Annotated in this window: 30 protein-coding genes and 1 pseudogene; 22 read left to right on the forward strand and 9 right to left on the reverse strand. The window is 63.4% G+C overall.

Annotation, left to right across the window (positions count from 1 at the left end):
* Positions 1-2 precede the first annotated feature (2 nt).
* The 7 genes from NKJ57_RS24120 to NKJ57_RS24150 all read left to right on the forward strand — a co-directional run bounded on the left by NKJ57_RS24120 (position 3) and on the right by NKJ57_RS24150 (position 5,918).
* Positions 3-986 (forward strand): hypothetical protein, encoded by a 984-nt coding sequence (locus NKJ57_RS24120; protein WP_023685411.1) that lies wholly within the window; start codon positions 3-5, stop codon positions 984-986.
* Positions 987-1,057: 71 nt separating this feature from the next.
* Positions 1,058-1,984 carry a histone deacetylase family protein gene (locus tag NKJ57_RS24125; protein WP_352512907.1) on the forward strand — a complete coding sequence of 309 codons (927 nt, stop codon included), beginning with the start codon at positions 1,058-1,060 and terminating at the stop codon, positions 1,982-1,984.
* A gap of 3 nt (positions 1,985-1,987) precedes the next feature.
* The gene (locus NKJ57_RS24130) at positions 1,988-2,239 is read left to right on the forward strand and encodes an exodeoxyribonuclease VII small subunit (protein WP_023668433.1); all 252 of its coding nucleotides are present in this window, start codon (positions 1,988-1,990) and stop codon (positions 2,237-2,239) included.
* A 38-nt stretch (positions 2,240-2,277) separates the two neighbouring features.
* Positions 2,278-2,544, forward strand: a complete 267-nt coding sequence (locus NKJ57_RS24135; protein ID WP_023668432.1) for a DUF2277 domain-containing protein — start codon at positions 2,278-2,280, stop codon at positions 2,542-2,544.
* Positions 2,545-2,554: 10 nt separating this feature from the next.
* Positions 2,555-3,475, forward strand: a complete 921-nt coding sequence (locus tag NKJ57_RS24140) for a pirin family protein (RefSeq protein ID WP_023685413.1) — start codon at positions 2,555-2,557, stop codon at positions 3,473-3,475.
* Positions 3,476-3,576: 101 nt separating this feature from the next.
* Positions 3,577-5,490, forward strand: coding sequence for a 1-deoxy-D-xylulose-5-phosphate synthase (gene dxs / locus NKJ57_RS24145; RefSeq protein WP_023685414.1), 1,914 nt, complete (start codon positions 3,577-3,579; stop codon positions 5,488-5,490).
* Positions 5,491-5,633: 143 nt separating this feature from the next.
* Positions 5,634-5,918, forward strand: coding sequence for a hypothetical protein (locus tag NKJ57_RS24150; RefSeq protein ID WP_023668429.1), 285 nt, complete (start codon positions 5,634-5,636; stop codon positions 5,916-5,918).
* Here NKJ57_RS24150 and NKJ57_RS24155 read toward each other — a convergent pair.
* A pseudogene (locus NKJ57_RS24155) lies at positions 5,915-6,317 on the reverse strand (GFA family protein). The gene NKJ57_RS24150 and the pseudogene NKJ57_RS24155 overlap by 4 nt on opposite strands.
* A 146-nt stretch (positions 6,318-6,463) precedes the next feature.
* Between NKJ57_RS24155 and NKJ57_RS24160 the strand changes: the two are divergent.
* Both NKJ57_RS24160 and NKJ57_RS24165 read left to right on the forward strand, forming a co-directional pair.
* Positions 6,464-7,258, forward strand: a complete 795-nt coding sequence (locus tag NKJ57_RS24160) for a TlyA family RNA methyltransferase (protein ID WP_352512905.1) — start codon at positions 6,464-6,466, stop codon at positions 7,256-7,258.
* Positions 7,255-8,490 (forward strand): class I SAM-dependent RNA methyltransferase, encoded by a 1,236-nt coding sequence (locus tag NKJ57_RS24165; RefSeq protein WP_352512903.1) that lies wholly within the window; start codon positions 7,255-7,257, stop codon positions 8,488-8,490. The genes NKJ57_RS24160 and NKJ57_RS24165 overlap by 4 nt, the downstream gene beginning before the upstream one ends.
* 66 nt (positions 8,491-8,556) lie before the next feature.
* Here NKJ57_RS24165 and NKJ57_RS24170 read toward each other — a convergent pair whose 3' ends face one another.
* The 5 genes from NKJ57_RS24170 to NKJ57_RS24190 form a co-directional block, all read right to left on the reverse strand.
* On the reverse strand, positions 8,557-8,946 hold the full coding sequence (locus NKJ57_RS24170) for a type II toxin-antitoxin system VapC family toxin (protein WP_352512930.1): 390 nt from the start codon (positions 8,944-8,946) through the stop codon (positions 8,557-8,559).
* Positions 8,933-9,208: an AbrB/MazE/SpoVT family DNA-binding domain-containing protein gene (locus NKJ57_RS24175; protein ID WP_352512901.1), complete on the reverse strand. Its 276-nt coding sequence runs from the start codon at positions 9,206-9,208 to the stop codon at positions 8,933-8,935. Before NKJ57_RS24175 ends, NKJ57_RS24170 begins: the two co-directional genes overlap by 14 nt.
* A gap of 77 nt (positions 9,209-9,285) precedes the next feature.
* Positions 9,286-10,698, reverse strand: a complete 1,413-nt coding sequence (gene tldD, locus NKJ57_RS24180) for a metalloprotease TldD (protein WP_352512900.1) — start codon at positions 10,696-10,698, stop codon at positions 9,286-9,288.
* A 208-nt stretch (positions 10,699-10,906) separates the two neighbouring features.
* On the reverse strand, positions 10,907-11,122 hold the full coding sequence (locus tag NKJ57_RS24185) for a YbjN domain-containing protein (protein ID WP_352512899.1): 216 nt from the start codon (positions 11,120-11,122) through the stop codon (positions 10,907-10,909).
* Positions 11,106-11,690: an invasion associated locus B family protein gene (locus NKJ57_RS24190; protein WP_023668422.1), complete on the reverse strand. Its 585-nt coding sequence runs from the start codon at positions 11,688-11,690 to the stop codon at positions 11,106-11,108. Before NKJ57_RS24190 ends, NKJ57_RS24185 begins: the two co-directional genes overlap by 17 nt.
* 374 nt (positions 11,691-12,064) lie before the next feature.
* Between NKJ57_RS24190 and coxB the strand changes: the two genes are divergently transcribed.
* The 12 genes from coxB to NKJ57_RS24250 all read left to right on the forward strand — a co-directional run bounded on the left by coxB (position 12,065) and on the right by NKJ57_RS24250 (position 21,983).
* Positions 12,065-12,949: a cytochrome c oxidase subunit II gene (coxB, locus tag NKJ57_RS24195; protein ID WP_352512898.1), complete on the forward strand. Its 885-nt coding sequence runs from the start codon at positions 12,065-12,067 to the stop codon at positions 12,947-12,949.
* Between the two features lie 38 nt (positions 12,950-12,987).
* Positions 12,988-14,640 (forward strand): cytochrome c oxidase subunit I, encoded by a 1,653-nt coding sequence (gene ctaD / locus NKJ57_RS24200; RefSeq protein WP_023668420.1) that lies wholly within the window; start codon positions 12,988-12,990, stop codon positions 14,638-14,640.
* Between the two features lie 70 nt (positions 14,641-14,710).
* Positions 14,711-15,655 (forward strand): heme o synthase, encoded by a 945-nt coding sequence (locus tag NKJ57_RS24205; RefSeq protein WP_352512897.1) that lies wholly within the window; start codon positions 14,711-14,713, stop codon positions 15,653-15,655.
* Entirely contained in the window at positions 15,652-15,807 is a 156-nt protein-coding gene (locus tag NKJ57_RS24210; protein ID WP_023668418.1) for a cytochrome c oxidase system small membrane protein, read from the forward strand. The genes NKJ57_RS24205 and NKJ57_RS24210 overlap by 4 nt, the downstream gene beginning before the upstream one ends.
* An 8-nt stretch (positions 15,808-15,815) precedes the next feature.
* Positions 15,816-16,442: a cytochrome c oxidase assembly protein gene (locus tag NKJ57_RS24215; protein WP_352512896.1), complete on the forward strand. Its 627-nt coding sequence runs from the start codon at positions 15,816-15,818 to the stop codon at positions 16,440-16,442.
* Between the two features lies 1 nt (position 16,443).
* A complete protein-coding gene (locus NKJ57_RS24220) occupies positions 16,444-17,325 on the forward strand; it encodes a cytochrome c oxidase subunit 3 (protein WP_023668416.1) in 882 nt (293 codons plus the stop codon).
* A gap of 229 nt (positions 17,326-17,554) precedes the next feature.
* On the forward strand, positions 17,555-17,941 hold the full coding sequence (locus tag NKJ57_RS24225; RefSeq protein WP_023668414.1) for a DUF983 domain-containing protein: 387 nt from the start codon (positions 17,555-17,557) through the stop codon (positions 17,939-17,941).
* The gene (locus NKJ57_RS24230; protein ID WP_352512895.1) at positions 17,938-18,693 is read left to right on the forward strand and encodes an SURF1 family protein; all 756 of its coding nucleotides are present in this window, start codon (positions 17,938-17,940) and stop codon (positions 18,691-18,693) included. The genes NKJ57_RS24225 and NKJ57_RS24230 overlap by 4 nt, the downstream gene beginning before the upstream one ends.
* Positions 18,694-18,855: 162 nt before the next feature.
* Positions 18,856-19,866, forward strand: coding sequence for a 4-hydroxy-3-methylbut-2-enyl diphosphate reductase (ispH, locus tag NKJ57_RS24235; protein ID WP_352512894.1), 1,011 nt, complete (start codon positions 18,856-18,858; stop codon positions 19,864-19,866).
* 7 nt (positions 19,867-19,873) lie between these two features.
* Positions 19,874-20,836 carry a homoserine kinase gene (locus tag NKJ57_RS24240; RefSeq protein ID WP_352512893.1) on the forward strand — a complete coding sequence of 321 codons (963 nt, stop codon included), beginning with the start codon at positions 19,874-19,876 and terminating at the stop codon, positions 20,834-20,836.
* Positions 20,833-21,369, forward strand: coding sequence for a ribonuclease HI (gene rnhA, locus NKJ57_RS24245; RefSeq protein ID WP_352512892.1), 537 nt, complete (start codon positions 20,833-20,835; stop codon positions 21,367-21,369). Before NKJ57_RS24240 ends, rnhA begins: the two co-directional genes overlap by 4 nt.
* Before the next feature lie 29 nt (positions 21,370-21,398).
* Positions 21,399-21,983, forward strand: a complete 585-nt coding sequence (locus NKJ57_RS24250; RefSeq protein WP_023692069.1) for a histidine phosphatase family protein — start codon at positions 21,399-21,401, stop codon at positions 21,981-21,983.
* Positions 21,984-22,055: 72 nt separating this feature from the next.
* On the opposite strand, the gene NKJ57_RS24255 is transcribed toward NKJ57_RS24250, so the two are convergent.
* The 3 genes from NKJ57_RS24255 to NKJ57_RS24265 all read right to left on the reverse strand — a co-directional run bounded on the left by NKJ57_RS24255 (position 22,056) and on the right by NKJ57_RS24265 (position 24,022).
* Positions 22,056-22,535 (reverse strand): DUF2938 domain-containing protein, encoded by a 480-nt coding sequence (locus NKJ57_RS24255; protein ID WP_023692068.1) that lies wholly within the window; start codon positions 22,533-22,535, stop codon positions 22,056-22,058.
* A gap of 87 nt (positions 22,536-22,622) precedes the next feature.
* Positions 22,623-23,105 (reverse strand): peroxiredoxin, encoded by a 483-nt coding sequence (locus NKJ57_RS24260; protein WP_352512891.1) that lies wholly within the window; start codon positions 23,103-23,105, stop codon positions 22,623-22,625.
* 110 nt (positions 23,106-23,215) lie between these two features.
* Entirely contained in the window at positions 23,216-24,022 is an 807-nt protein-coding gene (locus tag NKJ57_RS24265) for a protein-disulfide reductase DsbD domain-containing protein (protein ID WP_352512890.1), read from the reverse strand.
* A 215-nt stretch (positions 24,023-24,237) separates the two neighbouring features.
* On the opposite strand from NKJ57_RS24265, the gene NKJ57_RS24270 reads away from it, so the two are divergent.
* Positions 24,238-24,846, forward strand: coding sequence for a YqgE/AlgH family protein (locus NKJ57_RS24270; protein WP_023668405.1), 609 nt, complete (start codon positions 24,238-24,240; stop codon positions 24,844-24,846).
* The last annotated feature ends 95 nt before the right edge of the window (positions 24,847-24,941 follow it).

Below are 24,941 nucleotides of genomic sequence, written 5' to 3' on the forward strand. Positions count from 1 at the left end.
GCATGTGGGATTTCGAAATCGGCAGGTCGGTGTCCATCATGATCAGGACATGGCCATTCATCGTCTTTCGCATGATCGTCTATTTCGGCATTACGCTCGCCTACATCGTGGCGACCGGCAGCGGCGCCTCGGTCGGCTATGGCGTCGGCCACATCTCCACCGATCCCGACGGGCCGCTGTCTTTTGCGCTCTGGGGCGGCATCGTCGGCATCGGCGTCGTTTCGATCGCGCTGTACTGGATCCGCGAATACATCCTCTATGTCGTCAAGGCCGGCCATATCGCCGTCATGGTCCATTTGATCGATGGCCGGGACGTTCCCAATGGGCAGGACCAGATCGCCTACGCCAAGGACGTGGTGAAGGAGCGTTTCGCCGAGGCCAACATCCTTTTCGTGGTCGACCAGCTGGTCAAGGGCGCCATCCGCGCCATCACCGGCCTGATCGGCGGCATCGCCGCCTTCCTGCCCATTCCGGGTCTCGGCGGCCTGATCGCTTTCATCAATACGGTCATCCGCCTGTCGCTGACCTATGTCGACGAGATCATCCTCGGCTACAACATCCGCATCAATTCATCATCGCCCTTCGAGACAGCCCGGCAAGGCGTCGTGCTCTACGCCCAGAACGGCAAGACCATGGTCAAGAACGCCATCTGGCTGGCGGTCATCATGTGGGGTGTGTCCTTCGTCATCTTCCTTTTGATGCTGGCGCCGGCCGCCGCCATCATGTGGTTCATTCCGGGGCAGCTCGGCGGCTGGGCCTTCGTGCTCGCCATCCTCCTTGCCTGGGCCTTCAAGGCGGCCTTCATCGAACCCTTCGCCATAGCCTGCCTGATGCAGGTCTATTTCAAGACCATCGAAGGCCAGGTGCCGAACGCCGAATGGGACCAGCGGCTGGCCGAGGGGTCGTCCAAGTTCAGGGAACTCAGGGATAAGGCGCTGGCCTCCTTCGGCGGCTCGCGCTGGACGCAGCCGGCGCCCGGGGTGTAATCCCTGTTGAACGTCGGGGCGGTGCGGCGTCAAACCATGGTCAAAGCGGCCGGGCGCGCCTATATCGGGTCATGGTCACCAGGCTCTACACCCATCCGATCTTCCTCGAACATCTGACGCCCCCCGGTCATCCGGAGCGGCCGGACCGCTTGCGCGCTATCGAGCGCGTGCTCGACGACGAGGCCTTCACCGCACTCGATCGGGTAACGGCGCCGCAAGGCGACGAGGCCACAATCCTCTACGCCCACCCCGAGGATTTCGTCGCCCGCGTCCGCGCCGCGATCCCTGAAAGCGGCATTGCCTCGATCGACGCCGACACGAGCGCCAGCCCGAAAAGCTGGCAGGCGGTGCTCACTGCCATCGGTGCGGCCAACGCTGCCGTCGACGATGTTTTCGAGGGCAGCGTTGCCAATGCCTTCGTCGCCGCGCGTCCGCCCGGCCATCATGCCGAAAAGACCACGGCCATGGGCTTTTGCCTGTTCAACACCGCGGCGATCGCGGCCCGCTACGCGCAGAAGAAACACGGCGCCGAGCGTGTCGCCATCGTCGACTGGGACGTGCATCACGGCAATGGCACGCAGGACATTTTCTGGGACGATCCCTCGGTGCTCTATTGTTCGACGCACCAGATGCCGCTCTATCCCGGCACCGGGGCTAAAAACGAAACCGGCGCCGGCAACATCGTCAACGCGCCGCTGGCGCCGCAGACCGGCTCGGACATGTTTCGCGATGCCTTGCTGTCGCGCGTCCTTCCGGCACTCGACAATTTCGCGCCCGATCTGATCATCATTTCCGCAGGCTTCGACGCTCACCATCGCGACCCGCTGGCCGAGATCAACCTCAGCGAGGACGATTTCGACTGGGCGACAGGCCAGTTGCTGGAACGCGCCGGGCGCCACAGCGGCAACCGGCTCGTCAGCCTGCTTGAGGGCGGCTACGATCTGCAGGGACTGGCATTTTCGGTCGCCGCCCATGTCGGGCGGCTGATGAAGGGGTAAAGTATGGCTGGCGAAGCAAATGAAGACGTGAAGGCGATGAGCTTCGAGCAGGCACTCGACGCGCTGGAAAAGATCGTCGATGATCTGGAACGCGGCGACGTGCCGCTCGACCAATCGATCAAGATCTATGAGCGCGGCGAGGCGCTGAAGGCCCATTGCGACCGGCTGCTGAAGGCGGCCGAAGACAAGGTCGAGAAGATCAGGCTGTCGCGTGATGGCAAACCGGTGGGAACGGAGCCGCTCGACGCGGAGTAGTGGAATGGGGCGGGCATAAAGCAGATAGGAGTTCAAGCATGTGCAGAAACATCAAGACCCTGTTCAATTTCGAGCCGCCGGCGACCCATGACGAGATCCGCGACGCCGCCCTTCAATTCGTGCGCAAACTGAGCGGAACGACGCGCCCCTCGCAGCGCAACCAGGCAGCCTTCGACCGTGCCGTCGAGGCGATCGCCGAATCGGCGCATGAATTGCTGCATTCGCTGGAAACCACGCATCATCCGCGCAATCGTGAGGAGGTGGCGGCCAAGGCAAAAGCCAAATCGGCGCTCCGCTTCGCCTGAGGACATCCAGATGAGTTTCTTCCCCGGCAAGGACCCTGAGCCTGGCGATGCCTTCGCCAGCGACCAGATCGAGCTCATGGTCATTCCAAACGCCAAGGACATTGGCGGCTTCCAGGTTCGTCGCGCTCTGCCGACGGCAAAGCGGCGGCTGGTCGGTCCCTTCATCTTCTTCGACCGCATGGGGCCGGCGATCTTGCGCGCCGGCCAGGCGATGGATGTGCGCCCGCACCCGCATATCGGGCTTTCCACCGTCACCTATCTGTTCGACGGCAATATCAGGCACCGCGATTCGCTCGGCACCGAGATGGTCATCCAGCCCGGCGACGTGAATTTGATGACCGCCGGCCGCGGCATTGTCCATTCCGAGCGCACGCCCGAAGAACTGCGCGGCGCGCCGATGTCGGTCTCCGGCCTGCAGACATGGCTGGCTTTGCCCGACGGCAAGGAGGAAGTGGCGCCGGTGTTCGAGAACACGGCCGCGCTCCTTCTGCCCGAGATCGACGCCGAAGGTGTTTCCGGCCGCGTGGTGATCGGCGATTTCCAGGGACTGCGCTCGCCGGTAAGAGCCGACACCGAGACGCTCTACGCCGATCTGAGGCTGGCGCCCGGCGCCAGCGTCAAAATTCCCGCCGACGCCGAGGAACGCGCCATCTACACGCTGGACGGCGATGTCTCGATCTCGGGCGACCGCTTTCCGGCCGAACGGCTGCTGGTGTTCCGGCCTGGCGACGAGATCGTCGTGTCGTCCGAGCGCGGCGCCCATTTCATGCTCTTCGGCGGCGCTTCGCTCGGCTCCCCGCGCCACATCTGGTGGAACTTCGTCTCGTCGTCGAAGGAACGCATCGAACAGGCCAAGCAGGAATGGAAGACGGGCCGCTTCGATATCGTTCCCGGAGACGAGGAAGAGTTCATTCCGTTACCGGACAATTAACGTCAGCATCACCCGCGTCACTGACACGCATTTACATTCCGGCGACGCAGGCATATTTCGCCATGATCGACGCGCATCATAGCTGAGCAGGCCCTTTAACAGTGAACGCAACGCTGCATACGCCGCTTCTCGACAAGGTCCGCATTCCAGCCGACCTGAAGAAGCTTGACGAAAGCGAGCTGCCGCAGCTGGCCTCGGAGCTGCGCGCCGAGCTGATCGATGCCGTCTCGCATACGGGCGGGCATCTCGGCGCCGGCCTCGGTGTCGTCGAACTGACGGTGGCGCTGCACTATGTCTTCAACACGCCGGAAGACCGCGTGATCTGGGATGTCGGCCACCAGGCCTATCCGCACAAGATCCTGACCGGCCGCCGCGACCGCATCCGCACGCTGCGCCAGGAGGGCGGCCTGTCCGGCTTCACCCGTCGCGCCGAGAGCGAATACGACCCGTTCGGCGCCGCGCACTCCTCGACCTCCATTTCCGCTGGCCTCGGCATGGCCATGGCGCGCGACCTCTCCGGCGGCCACAACAATGTCATTGCCGTCATTGGCGACGGCGCCATGTCCGCCGGCATGGCCTATGAAGCCATGAACAATGCCGGCGCGCTTGATGCCCGGCTGATCGTCATCCTCAACGACAACGACATGTCTATCGCGCCGCCGACCGGCGCCATGAGCGCCTATCTGGCGCGGCTCGCGTCGGGCAAGACCTATCTTGGCCTGCGCGATTTCGGCAAGAAGCTGACCTCCTATCTCGGCAAGCGCGCCGACCGCGCCATCAAGCGGGCGGTCGAGCATGCGCGCGGCTACGTCACCGGCGGCACGCTGTTCGAGGAGCTTGGCTTCTACCATATCGGCCCGATCGACGGCCACAATCTCGAGCATCTGATCCCGGTGCTGAAGAACGTCCGCGACCATGCCGACGGTCCGGTGCTGATCCATGTCGTGACCCAGAAGGGCAAGGGCTACGCGCCGGCCGAGGCTGCGGCCGACAAATATCATGGCGTGAACAAGTTCGACGTCATCACCGGCGCGCAGACCAAGGCCCCGGCCAATGCGCCGGCCTACACCAAGGTGTTTGCCGAAAGCCTGGTCCAGGAAGCCCGCCTGGACGAACGTATCGTCGCCGTCACCGCCGCCATGCCGAACGGCACCGGCCTCGATTTGTTCGGCGAAGCGTTTCCGACCCGGACCTTCGATGTCGGCATTGCCGAGCAACATGCCGTGACCTTCGCCGCCGGCCTCGCCAGCGAGGGCTACAAGCCCTTCGCCGCCATCTATTCGACCTTCCTGCAGCGCGCCTACGATCAGGTCGTCCATGATGTGGCGATCCAGAAACTGCCGGTGCGTTTCCCGATCGACCGCGCCGGTTTCGTCGGCGCCGACGGCGCCACTCATTGCGGCGCCTTCGACACCACCTTCCTGGCGACGCTGCCGGGCTTCGTGGTGATGGCGGCCGCCGACGAGGCGGAGCTTCGCCACATGGTGCGCACCGCCGCCTATTATGACGAAGGCCCGATCGCCTTCCGCTATCCGCGCGGCAATGGCGTCGGCGTCGACATGCCGGAGCGCGGCTCGGTGCTCGAAATTGGCAAGGGCCGCATCGTCAGGGAAGGCACCAAGGTGGCGCTTCTGTCCTTTGGCACAAGACTGCAGGACTGTCTGCTGGCGGCCGAGGAACTCGGCGCGGCAGGGCTTTCGACGACGGTTGCGGACGCCCGTTTCGCCAAGCCGCTGGACGAGGATTTGATCCGCCGTCTCGCCCGCTCGCACGAAGTGCTGGTGACGGTGGAAGAGGGGGCTGTCGGCGGTTTCGCCAGCCACGTGCTGCAGTTCCTCGCCCATGAAGGCTTGCTGGAAAGCGGTCTGAAAGTTCGGCCGCTGGTGCTGCCGGACGAGTTCACCGACCACGCCAAGCCGGAAAAAATGTATGCCGATGCCGGGCTCGACGCGGCCGGCATCGTGCGCACCGTGTTCGTCGCGCTCGGCCATTCCGCGCGCGCGCAGCGCGCCTGAATCAAACCTCACGCAGCTGAAGCAGTTGCCTGAGCAAGCCTGACACTTTGTTAACGCTTCTCTTTGGCGTTTCGCTTACCGTCTCTTTTGGCCGTTTTTCAACGCCGCCCTGCTAGAACTCTCCAGGCAGGGAGTTAAAAACAATGCGAACGCTTCTGTGCGGCGCGGCCCTTTTGGCCGTCATCGCCGCGCCGGCCATGGCCGAGACGCGCTATGACCGCAAGCTCGAACAGGCGGTGGCAGGCATCGTCGCCCGCAAGATGGGCGATATCAGGGGCGCTTTTTCCTACAAGCAGGTGCCGCAGCTTGTCGTCGTGCCGGACGCACCAGTCGTTGCTGTCGAGCGCCCGCGCAAGCAGGCTTCAGATGACGGAAGCGACGGCCTGATGCCGGCCGTTGAACGGCAGGTCTCACGGACGATCTTCTAAAACCACATATCGCGCACGCAGCGCCCATCGCGCGGCAGGTCGTCATAAGTGTCCAGCCCGTCGAAATGGTCGATCGGCAGGTCGGCGACCGCCTCCGGCGGTGCCAGCCTGACATTGACGGCGATCCGCGTGCGGCCGCTGTCGCTGCGGCGCAAACCGCGCCAGGCAAGCACACCAGGCACATGTCGGGCAAAACAGTATTTCCAGCGACGGCGTCTCCTTGCCAGCGCGGGTGTAGGACTGCACAGGCCCCACAAGCCGGATACGCTCGTCGACAAAGTCATAGGCCCAGAGTGTGCCATAGCGGCGGCAAAGCGTGCAATTGCAGGCCGTGATCGGGCCGGGATCGCCTTCCAGGGTCCAGTGGGCGGCGCCGCAATGGCAGGTTCCCGTCAGCATTCGTCTTCCTCCGCATTGCCTGAGCCTCTACATCTTGCCGGACTGGCTGCGCTATTCAACCGGGCGGACTGGCTTGCGGCCCGGGTCTCGACGTCCTCCTATGCCAATGTCCTTGCCTTCGCGGCCGGCTTTCGCCATGAAGGCCGATGAACTCCCCTCTGCCAGCCAGCACACGCCAGCGGCTCGACGAATTGCTCGTCCAGCGCGGCCTGTTTGCGAGCCGCTCGCGCGCCCGCGACGCGGTCGAGCGCGGCACCGTGACGGTCGACGGCGTGGTCGCCCGCAAGCCCGGCCAGACGGTTCTGCCGCACTGTCTCATCGTCATCGACGACCCGGCGCAGGGTTATGTCTCACGCGCGGCGCTGAAGCTGATTGCCGGGCTCGACCATTTCGGTCTCGATCCCGCGGGCAGTGAAGCCCTCGATATCGGCGCCTCGACGGGCGGCTTCACCCAGGTGCTGCTCGAACGCGGCGCGGCCCATGTCACGGCCATCGATGTCGGCCACGGCCAGATGCATCCCGACATTGCGGGCGACCCGCGCGTGACGGTTATCGAGGGCCTCAACGCTCGCGAGCTCACGGCTGCCGATCTCGGCGGCCGCATCCCGGATTTCATCGTCTCCGACGTCAGCTTCATCTCGTTGAAACTGGCGATGCCACCGGCGTTGGCATTGGCACGGGACGGCGCTCGTGCGGTGTTTCTGGTCAAGCCGCAATTCGAGGCCGGCCGCGAGGCGATCGGCAAGGGCGGTCTGTTGAAAGACCCTTATGACGCCGCCCGTGTGGCCGGCTTGCTGCAGGAATGGCTCGAAGGCGTCCCTGGCTGGCGTACATTGGGTCTGCACATGTCGCCGATCGAAGGCGGCGACGGCAACCGCGAATTCCTGCTTGCCGGGATCAAGGATGCCGGGATCAAGGATGCCGGGACCAAGGACCGATGAGCACGGGCTTCACCATCAAGAGACTGGGTTCGCAGGGCGACGGCGTCGCCGAGACGGAAACCGGCGAGCTGTTCATTCCCTTCACCCTGCCCGGCGAGACCGTCACCGCCGCGCGCGAGAGGGATCGCGCCATGCTGATGGCGGTATTGGAGACGTCGCCGCTGCGTATCGATCCGGCCTGCCGGCATTTCACCGAATGTGGCGGCTGCGCCGTCCAGCATCTGCAAGCCGACGCTTACCAGCAATGGAAACGCGACAAGGTCGTGCACGCCTTGAAAGGCATTGCCGGCGACATCGGCGCCCTGGTGCCGTGTGCGCCACACACACGCCGCCGCGTCGTGCTTGCCGCCAGGCGCGCCAACACAGGCATGCTGCTTGGCTTCCATCGCCATCTGTCGCCGGAAATCATCCCCATCGAGGAATGTCCGATCTCGCTGCCGGAGATCGTTGCCGCGCTCGATCGTTTGAGGTCGGTCGCCGACCTGGTTTGCGCCACCACCAAATCGTTCCGGATGGCGGTCACTGTGACGGGCTCGGGGCTTGACGTCGCTGTCTATGACTCGGGCAAGCTGGGCGAGAACCAGCGCCGGGTCGCCTCCAACTTCATCATGGCCAATGGCTTTGCCCGGCTTTCGATCGACGACGAGATTGTCATCGAGCCGAAAAAGCCGGTGGTCATGTTCGGCACAGTCGCTGTCGCTATACCGCCTGGCGCCTTCCTGCAGGCAACGCAAGCCGCCGAGCAGACGATGGCCGATATCGTTGGCGGACACCTGAAACGGGCCAGGAAAGTCGCGGATCTTTTCGCCGGCTGCGGCAGCTTTGCGCTTCGGCTGGCGGCCAAATCCGAAGTCCACGCGGTCGAAGGCGACGCGGCAGCTCTTTCGGCGCTCGACCGCGGATCGCGCTTCGCCACCGGCCTGAAGCGGGTAACCTGCGAACGCCGCGACCTGTTCCGGCGGCCGCTGACATTCAAGGAGCTGAATGCTTTCGATGGCGTCGTCTTCGACCCGCCGCGCGCCGGCGCCGAGGACCAGTCGAAGCAGATCGCCCGCTCGGATGTGCCGTTCGTCGCCGCCGTCTCCTGCAATCCGGTGACGCTGGCACGCGACCTGCGCATCCTGATCGACGGCGGCTACATCTTGAAGAGCGTCACGCCCATCGACCAGTTCCTGTGGTCGCCGCATGTCGAGGCCGTGGCGCTGCTGGAGAAGCCGAAACGGCGACGTTAATCCGCCGATTTTCACAAGGCCGTGCTTGAGTTTGCCGCCCCCCGCAAGACGTAGCCGGCTGGCAAACTAGCCTTCGCGAACGCTTTCGTACCCGGCCGCTTGTGCGGCCTTGATGAACTTACGGTCGAAGGACACAAATGCTGAGCATTGCGAGGACTTGCCCAGATGGAGCGCATCGGCGAAATCCATTCCTGTCTCGGCTAGATCGACCGCGGAAGAGACGATCGCAGCATCCTCCATCTCGACAGTGGGAAGCCCGCCGAACACCCGCAGTGCATTGACGATCGAGGCCTGATCATAACCATAGCCGCTGCGCAGCACCCACTCAGCCTCCAGGATCACCGTGACGGCGACGAAAACGGGCTGACCGTCGATCAGCCGCCGGGCTCGCGGGGACTGCTCGGGATCGTCGTTCGTCAGATACCTGACGACAACGTTGGTATCAATCGCGAGCATGGCGCCGCCGTGCTTCAGCAAGGACGGCCGCGTCCATCTCCTCCAAGGTCTTCGGTCTGCCACTGTGCGGCAGGACACCAAAGACATCTTCTGGTCGTGTCGGGGCAAAGGCAGGCGCCGGTCTCAAAAGTACACCGTCCGGTGTGTCTTCGACCTGCAGGCGCGTGCCCGCGCCCCAGTGCCTCCGTTTGCGGATAGCGCTGGGCAGGATTACCTGTCCCTTGGTCGAGACGGTCGTTATAAGTTTTTCGGTCGCAGCCATCGCGAAGGACCTTTGCGTAAGACGAACGTAAGATAGCCCTATCGCGGAAGGTATTCAAGCCGACCGGATTCGTATCCTCAAACCCTGGTGCCGCCGACCGTCATCTGGTTCATCCTGAGATGCGGCTGGCCGACGCCGACCGGCACGCCTTGTCCGGCCTTGCCGCACATGCCGATGCCGGTGTCGAGCTTCATGTCGTTGCCGATCATCGACACACGGTGCATGGCGTCCGGTCCGTTGCCGATCAGCATGGCGCCCTTGATCGGCTGCGTCACCTTGCCATTTTCGATCATGTAGGCCTCGGTGCAGCCGAACACGAACTTGCCCGAGGTGATGTCGACCTGGCCGCCGCCGAAGGATACGGCATAGATGCCGTTCTTGACCGAGGCGATGATCTCGTCCGGCTCCATGTCGCCTGCCGTCATATAGGTGTTGGTCATGCGCGGCATCGGCTGGTGCGCATAGCCTTCGCGCCGGCCGTTTCCGGTGGCTTTCATGCCCATCAGCCGGGCGTTCTGGCGGTCCTGCATGTAGCCGACAAGCTTGCCGTCCTCGATCAGCACATTGCGGGCCGAAGGCGTGCCTTCATCGTCGACAGTCAGCGAACCTCGCCGCTCCGGCATGGTGCCGTCATCGACCACGGTAACGCCCTTGGCGGCGACCTGCTGGCCGAGCAGGCCGGCAAAGGCGGAGGTCTTCTTGCGGTTGAAGTCGCCCTCCAGCCCGTGGCCGACGGCTTCGTGCAGCATCACGCCCGGCCAGCCGCTGGACAAAACGATGTCGAACGTTCCGGCCGGCGCGGGAATGGCTTCGAGATTGACCAGCGCCTGCCTGAGCGCCTCCCTGGCAGCATGCTTCCAGGCGTCCTCGACCAGGAACTCGCCGAATGCCTTGCGCCCGCCCATGCCATAGGAGCCGCTTTCCTGGCGGTCGCCGTCGCCGACGACGACGGAAACGTTGATGCGGACCAACGGGCGGATGTCGCGCACCATCTGGCCGTCGGCGCGCACGATCTCGACATGCTGCCAGGACGCCGCGAGCGAGGCCGTCACCTGGCGCACGCGCGGGTCCTCGGCGCGCAGCCATGCGTCGATTTCCTGCAACAGCTTGGCCTTGACCTCGAAGGAAGGCGAGGGGATCGGGTTCTCCTCGCCATAGAGATGGCGGTTGGTGCGCGCGGGCGCCGCGGCAAGCGTGCCGGAATAGCCGCCCTTGACGGTCGAGACCGCGTCTGCGGCGCGCAGCAGCGACGCCTCGGAAAGATCGCTGGAATGGGCGTAGCCGCTGGCCTCGCCGGCCACGGCGCGCAGGCCAAAACCCTGGTCGGTGTTGAAATTGGCGGTCTTCAGCCTGCCATTGTCGAACATCAGCGCTTCGCTCTCGCTGTATTCGAGGAACAGTTCGCCATCATCGGCGCCGTTCAGTGTGTCGGCGACGATCCGCTTGATGCGATCGTCTGAAATGTCGAATTGGCCGGTCAGGCTGTTCATGGCAGGTCCGCTCACAAGAGGAATGGTGTTGCCACGATGTAGGCGCGAAGACGCGCCTGCACAATCCGCAATGACGATCCGCAGCCGGACAGTCGAGCGCTAATGCATGTCGCCCAGAAGTGTGCCGCGGTTCTGGGACAACGACATGCATCAAAAAGACCTAAAGCGCGTCGTACGAATCCGTTTCAGCGCGACGCGCTTTAGGGCCCTACTTCTCGTCCACGAACGCTTTGATGTCGCTGGTCATGGAATCCCAGTTCGAGAACTGCTCTTCGAGGTAGGAGCGGGTAACCCCGCCCCTGAACATGACATCCATCTTGAAGTTCGACCCGTCACCCGAAAAGGCCTTCACCCAGCGGTATTTCTTGTTCCATTCATTGGCCTGGTCGGCCGTGAAGGGTTCAAGCTCAGGGCAGGGCGGCAAAACCGTCGGCGAAGCCCTTGAGGTCGACAGGGATGCCGATGCCTTCTTCCGGCGTCTGGAAGACGATGAAGGTGGCCGACGTCCCGGTCTTCAGCGTATCGAGCAGCGGCTTTTCGAGAATGACCTCGGCATAGCAGCCATCCTGGAAGCAGCGCACGAAATAGGCGCGGCCGATATCCTTGCCGTCGACATTGAGGCCCAGGCCATTGGGCAGCAAAACGCCGAGCGGGGCCAGCACGCGCAGGATCTCGGCCTTGTTGTCGGCGGTGCGCAGGACGACGACGGACAGTCCCATTTCCGGGCGATCCTCGGCAACGACGTTCTGCATCATCACGCATTGTTCCGAGGTGGCGCCGGCCGGCGTGTCGCAGATGATCGACCACGCGCCATGCGTCGACTTGACCGTGCCGCTGGGCTGCGCTGCATTGGCGACGCCGGTTGCGGACGAGCCGATACCGATCAGGGCGGCGAGAAAAACGACCTTCGCCCCGCTTCTCGAAAGCCAAGCGCTTTTCGAATGCCAGGCGCTCTTCGAATGCCAGGCGTTTCTCGAAAGCCAAGAGGTCATGACGGCTCCATTGCGAATCACGGCACTTTAAGCCGCGCCAAGGCCAAGTAAAGGATAGGGCGACCGCCGGTCAGCCCCGGCAGGCGCAATAATGCGCTTTTCCCTAGCAAATTCGCCCGAATTGCGACCGTCAGGCGCATTCCGGACACAAGCCCGCATAGCCTGTCTGTCGACGACCCGCGCGGGCACGAGGCCGTCGAAACAGCGCGGCAGCACTTGCGCGCAAAAATGCCGCACGGTTTCGCCCGCTCCTTTCTTGCGGAGGGAAATAGAGTATGGTTTGAACCACCCTTGGGACTGTCCGGGATTCCCATCCCGGCATTGTTCGATATTCTTGCGTCGCGATCGCGAGGAACCGGGAGATGAAGAGGGCGATGAGAAAATTCCCAGCAAGCGCCAAATTGATGGCAACGGCAGCCGCCGCCGCCGCATTTTTCGCCGGTGCCTCCGCCCATGCGGCCCAGCCGCAGCCGTGGGAGATGACTTTTCAGCCGCCGGCGACAGACATGATGCGGCAGATCGAGTGGTTCGGGAATTACACGATGTGGTTCGTCGTCCCGATCACCGCTTTGGTTCTGGCGCTTCTCGCCTGGTGCATCTTCAGGTTCCGCGCCAGCAAAAACCCGGTTCCGTCCAAGACCAGCCACAACACGCTGATCGAGATCATCTGGACAGTCGGGCCGGTCGTCGTCCTGCTGTTCATCGCCATTCCCTCGTTCCAGCTGCTGACGGCGCAGTACACGCCGCCGGAAGAGGCCAAGCTGACCGTCAAGGTGACGGGCAATCAGTGGAACTGGGACTATGAGTACCAGACCGAGAACACGCTCTCCTTCAACTCGGCCATCCTGCAGGATGCCGACCGCGCCGCGATCGGCAAGGAAGACCGCAAGGTCTATCCGCGCCTGCTGGCGGTCGACAACGAGCTGGTCGTGCCGGTCAACACCATGACGCGCGTCCTGGTTACCGCAGCCGACGTGATCCATTCCTTTGCCGTTCCGGCCTTCGGCATCAAGATGGACGCGGTTCCCGGCCGCACCAACGAGACGTGGTTCAAGGCGGAAAAGGAAGGCATCTATTACGGCCAGTGCTCGCAGCTCTGCGGCAAGGACCATGCCTTCATGCCGATCGCCGTCCGCGTCGTGTCCGATGCGCAGTACAAGACCTGGCTGGCAGCAGCCAAGACCGACCTCCCCGGCGCCAACAAGGCGCTGATGGCCGAGGTCGACGGTACCAACAAGGTAGCGGCCGCCGGCAATTGATGCCGCGGGTTAGCAAGAATTAGGGAACGGAGCCGACCATGGCAGAAGCTGCAGCTCACGACGACCACGACCACAAGCCCTATCATGGCTGGGTCCGGTGGGTGTACTCCACCAACCACAAGGACATCGGCACGCTCTACCTGATCTTCGCGATTTTCGCGGGCATCGTCGGCGGCGCGCTTTCGGTCGTCATCCGCATGGAGCTGCAGGAGCCGGGCATCCAGATCTTCACCGGTCTGGCGCAGATGGTCTATGGCATGAACGGCGATGCCGCCATCGACGGCGGCAAGAGCATGTACAACGCCTTCGGCACCGCGCACGCGCTGATCATGATCTTCTTCATGGTCATGCCGGCGCTGATCGGCGGCTTCGCCAACTGGATGGTGCCGATCATGATCGGCGCGCCTGACATGGCCTTCCCGCGCATGAACAACATCTCGTTCTGGCTGCTGCCGCCGGCCTTCCTGCTGCTCATCGCTTCGGCTTTCATGCCGAGCGCGCCCGGCGCCTATGGCGTTGGCGGCGGCTGGACTCTCTATCCGCCGCTGTCGACCTCCGGCCAGCCCGGGCCGGCCATGGATCTGGCGATCCTGTCGATCCACATTGCCGGCGCGTCCTCGATCCTCGGCGCCATCAACTTCATCACCACCATTTTCAACATGCGCGCGCCGGGCATGACGCTGCACAAGATGCCGCTATTTGCCTGGTCGGTTCTGATCACCGCCTTCCTGCTGCTCTTGTCGCTTCCGGTTCTGGCCGGTGGCATCACCATGCTGCTTACCGACCGCAATTTCGGCACCACCTTCTTCGCCCCGGATGGCGGCGGCGATCCGATCCTGTTCCAGCATCTGTTCTGGTTCTTCGGTCACCCCGAAGTGTACATCCTGATCCTGCCGGGCTTCGGCATCATCAGCCACATCGTCTCGACCTTCTCGAAGAAGCCGGTGTTCGGCTATCTCGGCATGGCCTACGCCATGGTCGCGATCGGCGCCGTCGGCTTCATCGTCTGGGCGCACCACATGTACACGACCGGCCTGTCGCTCGACACGCAGCGCTACTTCGTCTTTGCCACCATGGTCATCGCCGTGCCGACAGGCGTGAAGATCTTCTCCTGGATCGCGACGATGTGGGGCGGCTCGATCTCGTTCAAGACGCCGATGCTGTGGGCGCTGGGCTTCATCTTCCTGTTCACGGTCGGCGGCGTCACCGGCGTCCAGCTCGCCAACGCCGGCCTCGACCGCTCGCTGCATGACACCTATTTCGTCATTGCCCACTTCCACTATGTGCTGTCGCTGGGTGCGGTCTTCGCCATCTTCGCCGGCTGGTACTACTGGTTCCCCAAGATGACCGGCTACATGTACTCGCCGGTGATCGCCAACACCCACTTCTGGGTCACCTTCGTCGGCGTCAATTTGATCTTCTTCCCGCAGCATTTCCTCGGCCTGGCCGGCATGCCGCGCCGCACCATCGACTATCCCGACGCGTTCGCCGGCTGGAACATGGTGTCGTCCTACGGCTCCTATATATCGGCCGTCGGCGTGGTGATCTTCCTCTATGGCGTGTTCGAGGCCTTCCAGAAGAAGCGCGTCGCCGGCGCCAATCCGTGGGGCGAGGGTGCAACGACGCTCGAATGGCAGCTGCCTTCGCCGCCGCCCTTCCACCAGTGGGAACAGCTGCCGAAGATCAAGTAAGGCAGCCCGAATACGAAACCGCCGGCCCGCCGGCGGTTTCGGCCAACGGAATGATTGGACTTATGTACGCATGGCCCTTGTCGACGACCCAATGATTGACGAAGCGGGCTTTCGCATGTCGGAAGCCACGTCGGGCGATTTCTTCGCCCTGCTGAAGCCGCGCGTCATGTCGCTGGTGGTGTTCACGGCCTTTGTCGGCATGGTCGCTGCGCCCGTGACCATCAACCCGCTGCTGGCGGTGATCGCCATCCTGGCCATTGCCATCGGCGCCGGCGCCTCTGGTGCGCTCAACATGTGGTACGACGCCGACATCGACGCAGTAATGAGCCGGACCGCCTGCCGCCCGGTACCCTCCGGCCGCATCCTGCCCGGCGAAGCCCTGAGCTTCGGCCTTGTGCTTTCGGTGCTATCGGTGATGACGCTGGGCGTACTGGTCAACTGGCTGTCGGCGGCGCTGCTTGCCTTCACCATCTTCTTCTACGCCGTCGTCTACACGATGTGGCTGAAGCGCTCGACGCCGCAGAACATCGTCATCGGCGGTGCCGCCGGCGCCATCCCGCCGGTCATCGGCTGGGCCGCGGTGACCGGAACGGTGAGCTTGGAAAGCCTCGTCCTGTTCCTGATCATCTTCCTGTGGACGCCGCCGCACTTCTGGGCGCTGGCGCTGTTCAAGTCCGACGACTACGCCAAGGCCGGCATCCCGATGATGCCGAACGTTGCCGGCCAGGCCTCGACCCGCCGCCAGATCTTTGCCTACGCCCTGATCCTGGCGCCGATCGGTGTGCTGCCCTGGGTGCTCGGTTTCACTACCGCCTTCTATGGCGTCGCATCAGTGGCTCTCGGCGCCGGCTTCGTCTGGTATGCCTGGAAAGTGCTGTGCATGACCGATAGCGACCGCGTCATGAAGCCGGCCAAGGCTCTGTTCGCCTATTCGCTGCTCTACCTCTTCGCCATCTTCGCCATCTATCTTGCCGACTGTGTCGTCGGTCGCGCTTTGGCCATCGGTGGAGCATGACCATGATCGACAAGAAGCTTGAACTGGTCACGCTGACCGAAAGCCAGAAGAAGGCGCGGCGCAACCGTTCGGCGGCGATCGGCGTCGCGCTGGCGATTCTGGTCGTCATCTTCTACGTCGCGACCATCGTGAAATTCGGCCATACCGGATGAGGCCGATGATGACCCGCCAGACCGTGACCGATCCCAGGAAGAAGAACACCAACCGCGTCGTCGCCGCCGTCTGCGTCGCCTTCTTCGGCGGCATGATCGGCATGGCCTACGCCGCGGTGCCGCTCTACAAGATGTTCTGCCAGGCCACCGGCTATGGCGGCACCACGCAGCGCGCCGAAAAGCAATATGCCGGCCGCATCCTCGACCGTGACATCACCGTGCGCTTCGACGCCAACACCAACGGCATTCCGTGGCAGTTTCAGCCGGTCGCCCGTTCGGTCACCATCAAGATCGGCGAGACCACGCAGGCGCATTACAGCGCCACCAATAAGTTCGACCGCGCCGTTACCGGCCGCGCCACCTTCAACGTGCAGCCGGAACTGGCGGGCCCCTACTTCAACAAGGTCGAGTGTTTCTGCTTCACCGACACGACGCTGAAGCCCGGCGAGACGCTGGACATGCCGGTCGTGTTCTATGTGGATCCCGGTATCGTCAACGTGCCGGAACTGAAGGACTTGAAGACGATCACCCTGTCCTACACCATGTTCCCGGTCCAAAAGAACAAGCCGGTGGCGTCATCGACGCCGAACAGCAGCAGCAAAGTTTCAGATACCGAAGCAAATCTCGGGGGTTGATATGGCAGACGCGCACGCAAAACCACAACACGACTACCATCTCGTCAACCCGAGCCCGTGGCCCTTCCTGGGGTCGATCGGCGCGCTGGTGACTGCAGTCGGCGGCGTCGCCCTGATGCAGTATCTCAAGAACGGCGATTTTCCGATTTTCGGCCACAACATCGCCAATCCATGGCTGTTCTTCATCGGCCTGGTCATCGTCCTCTACACGATGTTTGCCTGGTGGTCGGACACCATCAAGGAAGCGCATGAGGGCCACCACACGCGCGTCGTGTCGCTGCATCTGCGCTACGGCATGATCATGTTCATCGCTTCGGAAGTGATGTTCTTCGTTGCCTGGTTCTGGGCCTATTTCGATGCCAGCCTGTTTCCGAGCGAAGTGCAGAATTACGCCCGCACCGCTTTCACTGGCGGCGTCTGGCCGCCGAAGGGTCTCGAAGTCCTCGATCCCTTCCATCTGCCGCTCTACAACACCATCATCCTGCTTCTGTCGGGCACCACGGTGACATGGGCGCACCATTCGCTCATCCATGGCGACCGCAAGGGCCTGATCAACGGCCTGGTGCTGACCGTCGGCCTCGGCATGCTGTTCACCATGGTGCAGGCCTACGAGTACATGCACGCTCCGTTCGGCTTCAAGGATTCCATCTACGGCGCCACCTTCTTCATGGCGACCGGCTTCCATGGCTTCCACGTCATCATCGGCACCATCTTCCTCCTGGTCTGCCTGATCCGCGCCTGGAAAGGCGACTTCACGCCCAAGCAGCATTTCGGCTTCGAGGCGGCTGCCTGGTACTGGCACTTCGTCGACGTGGTCTGGCTGTTCCTGTTCGCATCGATCTACGTCTGGGGATCGGTCGGGGCGGTGATCGAAGGCCACTGACGGCTTTCACCGAACCGACAAATCAGAAGGGCGGTCGCGGCAACGCGGTCGCCTTTCGTCTTTTCGGCGCCGATCAATGGCCAACGGATTCGGCTGGTCGGGCTGGCTGCTTCAATTGGTCGACTGGACCGATGGCTGCATTGGGGTTACCGACTGCGACATGGACCAAATCTGGACTAGGTGCCGGATGGAACGCTGATCGAAATCGAGCCGTAAAGCATGACTATCCATGAGTGAAGATAGGGCGATCTGGCCACCCATCGAGCCGATCTCGGCCGGCCTGCACGGACGCTGCCCGCGCTGCGGCGAAGGACGGCTGTTTTCCGGCTTCCTCACCGTCGGCAAGCGCTGCAACAATTGCGGCCTCGACTATTCCTACGCCGATGCCGGCGACGGCCCGGCGGTGTTCGTCATCCTGATCATCGGCTTCATCGTCGTCGGGCTGGCGCTGTGGGTGGAGGTGACGCTGAGCCCGCCGCTGTGGCTGCATTTCATCATCTGGATACCGCTGGCCGTGGCGCTGTGCCTGACGGCGCTGAGGCTGATCAAGGGTGTGCTGCTGACGCTTCAATACGCCAACAAGGCGGCCGAAGGCCGCCTGGACCAGGGGCAATGAACGAGGCGCTGACCAAGCCCGCCGACCGCTCGCGGCCGAAGACGGCATTGCTGCTCGGCCTCGGCCTGGTGGTGTTCGTCATCCTGCTCGGGCTTGGCACATGGCAGGTGCAGCGCCTGTACTGGAAGGAAGCCCTTCTGCAGACCATCGACCAGCGCACCCATTCAGCGCCGCGGCCGCTGGCAGACGTCGAGAAGGAATTCGCCGCCACCGGTGATGTCGACTACACGCCGGTCACTGTCAGCGGGACGTTCCTGCACTCCGGCGAGCGGCATTTCTACGCCACCTGGGACGGCGACGCCGGCTTCAACGTCTATACCCCGCTGGCCCTCGACGATGGCCGCTATATCCTGATCAACCGCGGCTTCGTTCCCTATGATCTCAAGGATGCCGCCAAGCGCCCGCAAGGGCAGGTGACCGGCAAGGTCACGGTCTCCGGCCTGGCGCGCAACCCGCTGCCGGCCAAGCCGTCGATGATGCTGCCCGACAATGACGCGGCCAAGAACATCTTCTACTGGAAGGATCGTGACGTGATGGCGGCGAGTGCCGGCCTCCCGGCCGGCGCCGTGCTGGTGCCGATCTTCATCGACGCCGACAAGACGCCGAACCCGGGCGGGCTGCCGGTCGGCGGCGTCACCATCATCGACCTGCCGAATTCTCATCTGCAATATGCCTTCACCTGGTATGGCCTGGCGGCGGCTCTTGCCGCGGTTCTGATCATCAGGCTGCGCCGTCCGGCAAAGACTGAATGATCCAGAGCATGATCCCGAAAAGTGGGACCCGGTTTTCCGACAAGATCATGCTCCAACAAAGAGTTAGATCAGGTTGACCATTCAACCTGATCCAACTGCCCTTGACAGGGCAGGGGTGCACACCTCATTTCGCGTCACGATACGATCAACCGATCTGGAATCATGCTGCAGACCGCCACAAAACCACCGCTGACGATCCGGCTCTGCCAGCCGCGCGGCTTTTGCGCCGGTGTCGACCGCGCGATCCAGATCGTCGTGCTGGCGTTGAAGAAATACGGCGCGCCGGTCTATGTCCGCCACGAGATCGTGCACAACCGCTATGTCGTCGAGGGCCTGCAAAGCCTTGGCGCGGTTTTCATCGAGGAACTCTCGGAAATCCCGGCCGAGCACCGCAAGTCGCCGGTTGTCTTCTCGGCCCACGGCGTGCCGAAATCGGTGCCGGCCGACGCCAAGGCACGCGAGCTCTTCTATCTCGACGCCACCTGCCCGCTGGTCTCCAAGGTGCACAAGCAGGCGATGCGCCATCAGCGGCTCGGCCGCCATGTGCTTTTGATCGGCCATGCTGGCCATCCCGAAGTGATCGGCACCATGGGCCAGTTGACGGAAGGCGCCGTCACGCTGATCGAGACCGAAGCCGACGCTGCGACCTTTGTCCCCGCCGACCCGGAAGCCCTCGGCTTCGTCAGCCAGACAACGTTGTCGGTCGAAGACACTGCCGGCATATTGCGGGTGCTGCAGGAGCGCTTCCCGCAGCTGCATGCACCGGCCGCCGAATCGATCTGCTACGCCACCACCAACCGCCAGGAAGCGGTCAAGGAAACCGCCGCCGGCGCCGATCTCTACCTGATCGTCGGTGCGCCCAATTCCTCCAATTCGCGCCGTCTTGTGGAAGTGGCGGAGCGCGCCGGCGCCACCATGTCGCTTCTCGTACAGCGCGCTGCCGAAATTCCGTGGAATGACGTCACAAACATCTCGACGCTCGGCCTGTCTGCCGGCGCGTCGGCGCCGGAGATCATCGTCGACGAGATCATCGATGCCTTCCGCCAGCGCTTCGAGGTGACCATCGACCTGGCGATCACCGCCACCGAAACGGAGGATTTTCCAGTCATGCGGGTTCTGCGCGATGTCGAACTGACGCGGGCCGACATGGCCTTCGTCAACGGAGCCGCGTGAACAGCCCATGGCGGTCTACACCGACGTCAATGAGGGCGAACTCGGCGCGTTCCTGAGGGCATATCCGGTCGGCGAACTCTTGTCCTACAAGGGGATCGCCGAAGGCACGGAGAATTCGAATTTCCTGCTGCACACCTCAAGCGGCTCTTACATACTGACGCTCTACGAGAAGCGCGTCGACAAGGCCGACCTGCCGTTCTTCCTCGGCCTGATGGGCCATCTCGCCCGCAAAGGCATTTCCTGTCCGCTGCCGGTGACGGCGCATGACGGCACCGTCATCGGCACGCTGGCCGGCCGTCCCGCGGTCATCATCACCTTCCTCGAAGGCCTGTCGCTGCGGCGGCCGACAGCGGCGCATTGCGCGGAGGTCGGCAAGTCCCTCGCCGCACTGCATTTGGCCGGGCAGGATTTTGCGATGACGCGTAACAACGCACTGGCCATCGAGGGCTGGCGCAAACTCTGGGATGCCTCGCGCGACCGAGCCGACGAGGTCGAGCCGGGACTGGCGGCCGAGGTCGACGCCGATTTCGCGGATTTCGAACGCCATTGGCCGCAGGGCCTTCCTGCCGGCATCATCCATGCCGATCTGTTTCCCGACAATGTCTTCTTCCTCGGCGAGAAACTGTCCGGCCTCATCGACTTCTATTTCGCCTGCCACGACCTCTACGCCTATGACGTCGCCACCTGTCTCAACGCCTGGTGTTTCGAGAAGGATTTCTCCTTCAACCTGACCAAAGGCACGGCGCTGCTGGCCGGCTATCGGAGCGTGCGGCCTTTGAGCGAGGGCGAGAAAGCAGCGCTGCCGATGCTTTCGCGCGGCTCGGCGCTGCGCTTTATGCTGACCCGGCTCTATGACTGGCTGACCGTTCCCGACGGCGGGCTGGTCATGAAGCGCGATCCGACCGAATATATCCGCCGCATGCGCTTCCACCGCGCGATCAAGTCGCCTTCGGAATACGGACTGACATGACCAAGCAGGTTGAAATCTTCACCGACGGTGCCTGCTCGGGCAATCCCGGTCCCGGCGGCTGGGGCGCCATCCTGCGCTTCAACGGCAAGACCAGGGAATTGTCGGGCGGCGAGGCCGAGACGACCAATAACCGTATGGAGCTGCTGGCCGCCATCTCGGCGCTGAATGCGCTGAAGGAGCCGTGCGCCGTCGAGCTTCACACCGACAGCAAATATGTCATGGACGGTATCTCCAAATGGATCCACGGCTGGAAGAAAAACGGCTGGAAGACCGCTGACAGGAAGCCGGTCAAGAACGGTGAACTGTGGCAGGCGCTGGATGAGGCCAATCGGCGCCACAAGGTGACCTGGAACTGGGTCAAGGGCCATGCCGGCCACACCGAGAACGAACGCGCCGACGAACTCGCAAGGGAAGGTATGGCGCCGTTCAAGAGGGGCTCAGCCAAACCTGCGGCGCCGAAAGTGGCGCTGAAGCCGGCGGCATCCGAGAAGCAGCCGGCGCCACGGGCACGGCGCTCGACCCAAAGCTATTGAGCTCAAGCTATCGGCAGGGGATCTCACTCATGCCGATCGTATACTACATCACCCATCCCCAGGTTCAGATCGATGCCAACGTTCCCGTGCCGCACTGGGGGCTATCCGAGATCGGACGAGCGCGAGCATCAGCCATGCTCGATCAGCCATGGGTCGGATCGATCCGCCGTGTCGTCTCGTCGGCCGAGCGCAAGGCGATCGAAACCGCCGAGATTCTTGGCAAACACCTCGGCCTCGCGGTCGAGGTGAGGGAGCGCATGCATGAGAACGATCGGTCGGCAACCGGCTTCCTGCCGCCGCCGGAGTTCGAGGCGGTCGCCGACCAGTTCTTCGCCGACCCGCACAAAAGCATCCGCGGCTGGGAGCGGGCCATCGATGCCCAGCAACGCATTGTCAGCGAGGTCGAAACGGTGCTGGGTGCTGCCGATGGCGGCGACATTGCCTTCGTCGGCCATGGCGGCGTCGGAACATTGCTGCTGCTCTCGCTCAGCGGCCGCGCAATCAGCCGCGCGGCGGACCAGCCGGCCGGCGGTGGTAATTACTTCGCCTATGATGTCGGCACGCGCCGCGTCGTCCACGGATGGCGGCCGATAGACAGTCTGGCGCCGCGCTAAAGCGGATGTCAGGAGATCATCGATACCGTAGCCGCGATGAAGCCGCGCGCGACCAGCGGATAGAACCCGTCCTCAGCGGATCAGCAGGGCCGTGCCGTAGAGGCCGAGCGCGAACACCGTGTGCGAGATCACGTTGAAGGCGCGGATCTGTATCGCGTTGGGGCGCTTTGAGGCGGCCCAGCCGGCGCCCATGCCGGGCGCCAGCAGGAACCAGCCGGCGCCGATGGTGACCATGCCGAGGATGAAGGCCGGCAGGAAGGTCGGCGCGTCCAGCCATGCCCTGCCCACCAGCGCCACCAGGATGAAGCCGTAGACGATGCCGGTGACATAGTGGAAAGCCCAGCCCAGCGCCTGCTCATGCGCATAGGGTGCGGCTTGGGCGATATCGTCGTGGAAAACCTTGCCTTCCCTAAGGTGCCAGACCCAGCGGCCGGGCGGCCCCCAGTTCGGCCGCGGCTGGCTGAGCGCCAGATGCAGGAACAGCGCCCAAAGATCCATCAGCACCGTGGCGCCGATGCCAATCGCAATGCTGCGCCAGATGATGTCAAACATCGTCGATGTCCCCCAAAGCAGGCAATCCGGCTGGAAGCGCATGGTCGTCAGGCCATGGCGCTCATGAGCCGAGGCGGCCGCCGCGGTTTAGAGCTGGCTCAGAATGTGAGCGGCACCCGATGTGTCGACTCCTGGCTTGGTCTCGACATTGAGCGCCGTGACCTTGCCGTTGTCGACGATCATCGAGAAGCGCTTCGAGCGCAATCCCATGCCGCCGCTGGAATAGTCGGAGTCGAGGCCGATCGACTTGGCGAAGTCGCCATTGCCGTCGGCGAGATAGAGGATCTTGCCTTGACCGCCGGTGAAATTGGCCCAGGCGCCCATGACATGGACATCGTTGACGGACACGACGGCGATGGTGTCGACGCCGCGGGCCATGATGGCATCGTGGTTCTCGAGATAGCCCGGCAGATGATTGTTGCTGCAGGTCGGCGTGAAGGCGCCTGGAACACCGAACAGCACGACCTTCTTGCCCGCGAAAATCTCGGCCGAGGTGATCACCTTGGCGCCGTCGGCGGTCATTTCCTTGAAGGTCGCATCGGGCAGTTTGTCGCCAACGGCAATCGTCATGATGGTCCTCGTGTGAAAAGCAGGGAAGGTTTCTTGCGATAGCGAAATCGGCCATCTCCCGCAACCGCCGACAAGGCCTGGATCAAGGGAAAGCCTGGATCGGGTCGGTATCAGGGAAACGGCAGAACGCCCTCGACCGCGCCTTCGGCACTTGTCAGGGTGTAATACAACCCGCCATCGGTCGGTGTCGTCGACGGCCGGTCGAGGATCGGAATGGTAAACACAAGCCGGCCGTCCTTCTCGTTGCGCGCAGGCGCCCCGAACATATAGTCGCGACCCCCGGCGACGAATAAATCCGCCGCCTCCGGATCGCCGGGAAAAGTCGCCTCGACGATCAGCGTCTCATGGTCGCCCGGCAGCACCTTGATCCCGAAATCGGGCTTGGCAGGCGCGGGCAAGGTGGCGAGTGCCGCCTTCACCAGCGCCGCATCCTCGGCATTGTCGGGATCGGCGGCGGGATCGACGCTCAGTCGCGTCTGCACCGGAACACAGATCGTCTCGCAGATGCCGAGAAAGATGTCGGCATCGATGACGGCCGCATCCCCAGGCGACGACAAAGTGAATGTCACCGGCAGCGAGACCGGATGGTTGTAGCCGGCCCATTTGCCGTAGCCGTCGTCATGGCGTTGCGGCGGCGGGAAGGAAAACGCCGCATCGGTGATGTTGGTGCTGGCCGAAACGTCGATCTGCGGCGGCACGCCGGCGTCGCCCGGATCACGCCAATAGGTCTTCCAGCCGGGCTTGAGCGCGATGTCGAGCACGCCATGGATGCGGCCTGCCTCGTCGGCCTTGCCTGATGTCACCAGCCGCACCTTGCCCCCTTCGCTGTTGTACCAGTCGGAAGACGAGGCGGCGGCGGGAATAGCTGCTCCGCATCCGATGGCGGCGCCGAGCAGCAGGATTTTCAAGCTTTGCATGGCGTTGATTTGATCGTCAGTTCATGGCCGCGCAATGTTTTCATGGCGCTCTGCGTATCATATTTGCGTGACCTTCGGGCAAGGAACAGTTGGATTCAAGCAATCGGCCGAGCAAAGTTCGCAGTCAAGATTCCGTTGTTCCAACCGTTGGGCTTTGGCCGAATCGCACGCGGCGCATCTTTTCGGCGTCCCGGAAACGCGTTACGCTCCCGTCCATGGACTTGTTGCGCCACAAAAAGACGGCCGGTGGACGCGGCTTTCTTGACGACCAGTTTCTGATTGCCATGCCCGGCATGAAGGACGATCGCTTCACGCGCTCGGTCATCTACATCTGTGCGCACAGCGATGAAGGCGCCATGGGCCTGATCATCAACCAGACGCAGCAGATGCTGTTTCCCGATCTTCTGGTGCAGCTCGGCATCATGAACGAGCAGGAGGCGATCAGGCTGCCGGCGCAGGCTCGCGACTTCGTCGTGCGCAATGGCGGCCCCGTCGACCGCAGCCGCGGCTTCGTCCTGCACTCGGGCGACTACCGGGTGGAATCCTCGCTCACCGTCTCCGACGATATCTGCCTGACCGCGACGGTCGACATATTGCGCGCCATCTCGTCCGGCCGCGGCCCGCGGCGCGCATTGATGGCGCTCGGCTATTCCGGCTGGGGCGCCGGCCAGCTGGAAACCGAGATCGCCGAGAATGGCTGGCTGACCTGTCCGGCCACGCCGGAGCTGCTGTTCGACGCCGACATCGAGCGGAAGTACGACCGCATCCTGGCATCGATCGGGATTGATCTGGCGCATTTGAGCCTGGCCGCGGGGCACGCCTGAGGCCTCGCCTTCGCCGACGTTCCGCCGAACCTTCGCGACTAGCCGAAGCCGCCCGCCACTTTCGCCATCCTAGGGTCTGCGCCGCGTCGCTGCGC

The organism is Mesorhizobium sp. M0077, assembly GCF_040322955.1.
In the GTDB taxonomy this organism is placed as follows: domain Bacteria; phylum Pseudomonadota; class Alphaproteobacteria; order Rhizobiales; family Rhizobiaceae; genus Mesorhizobium.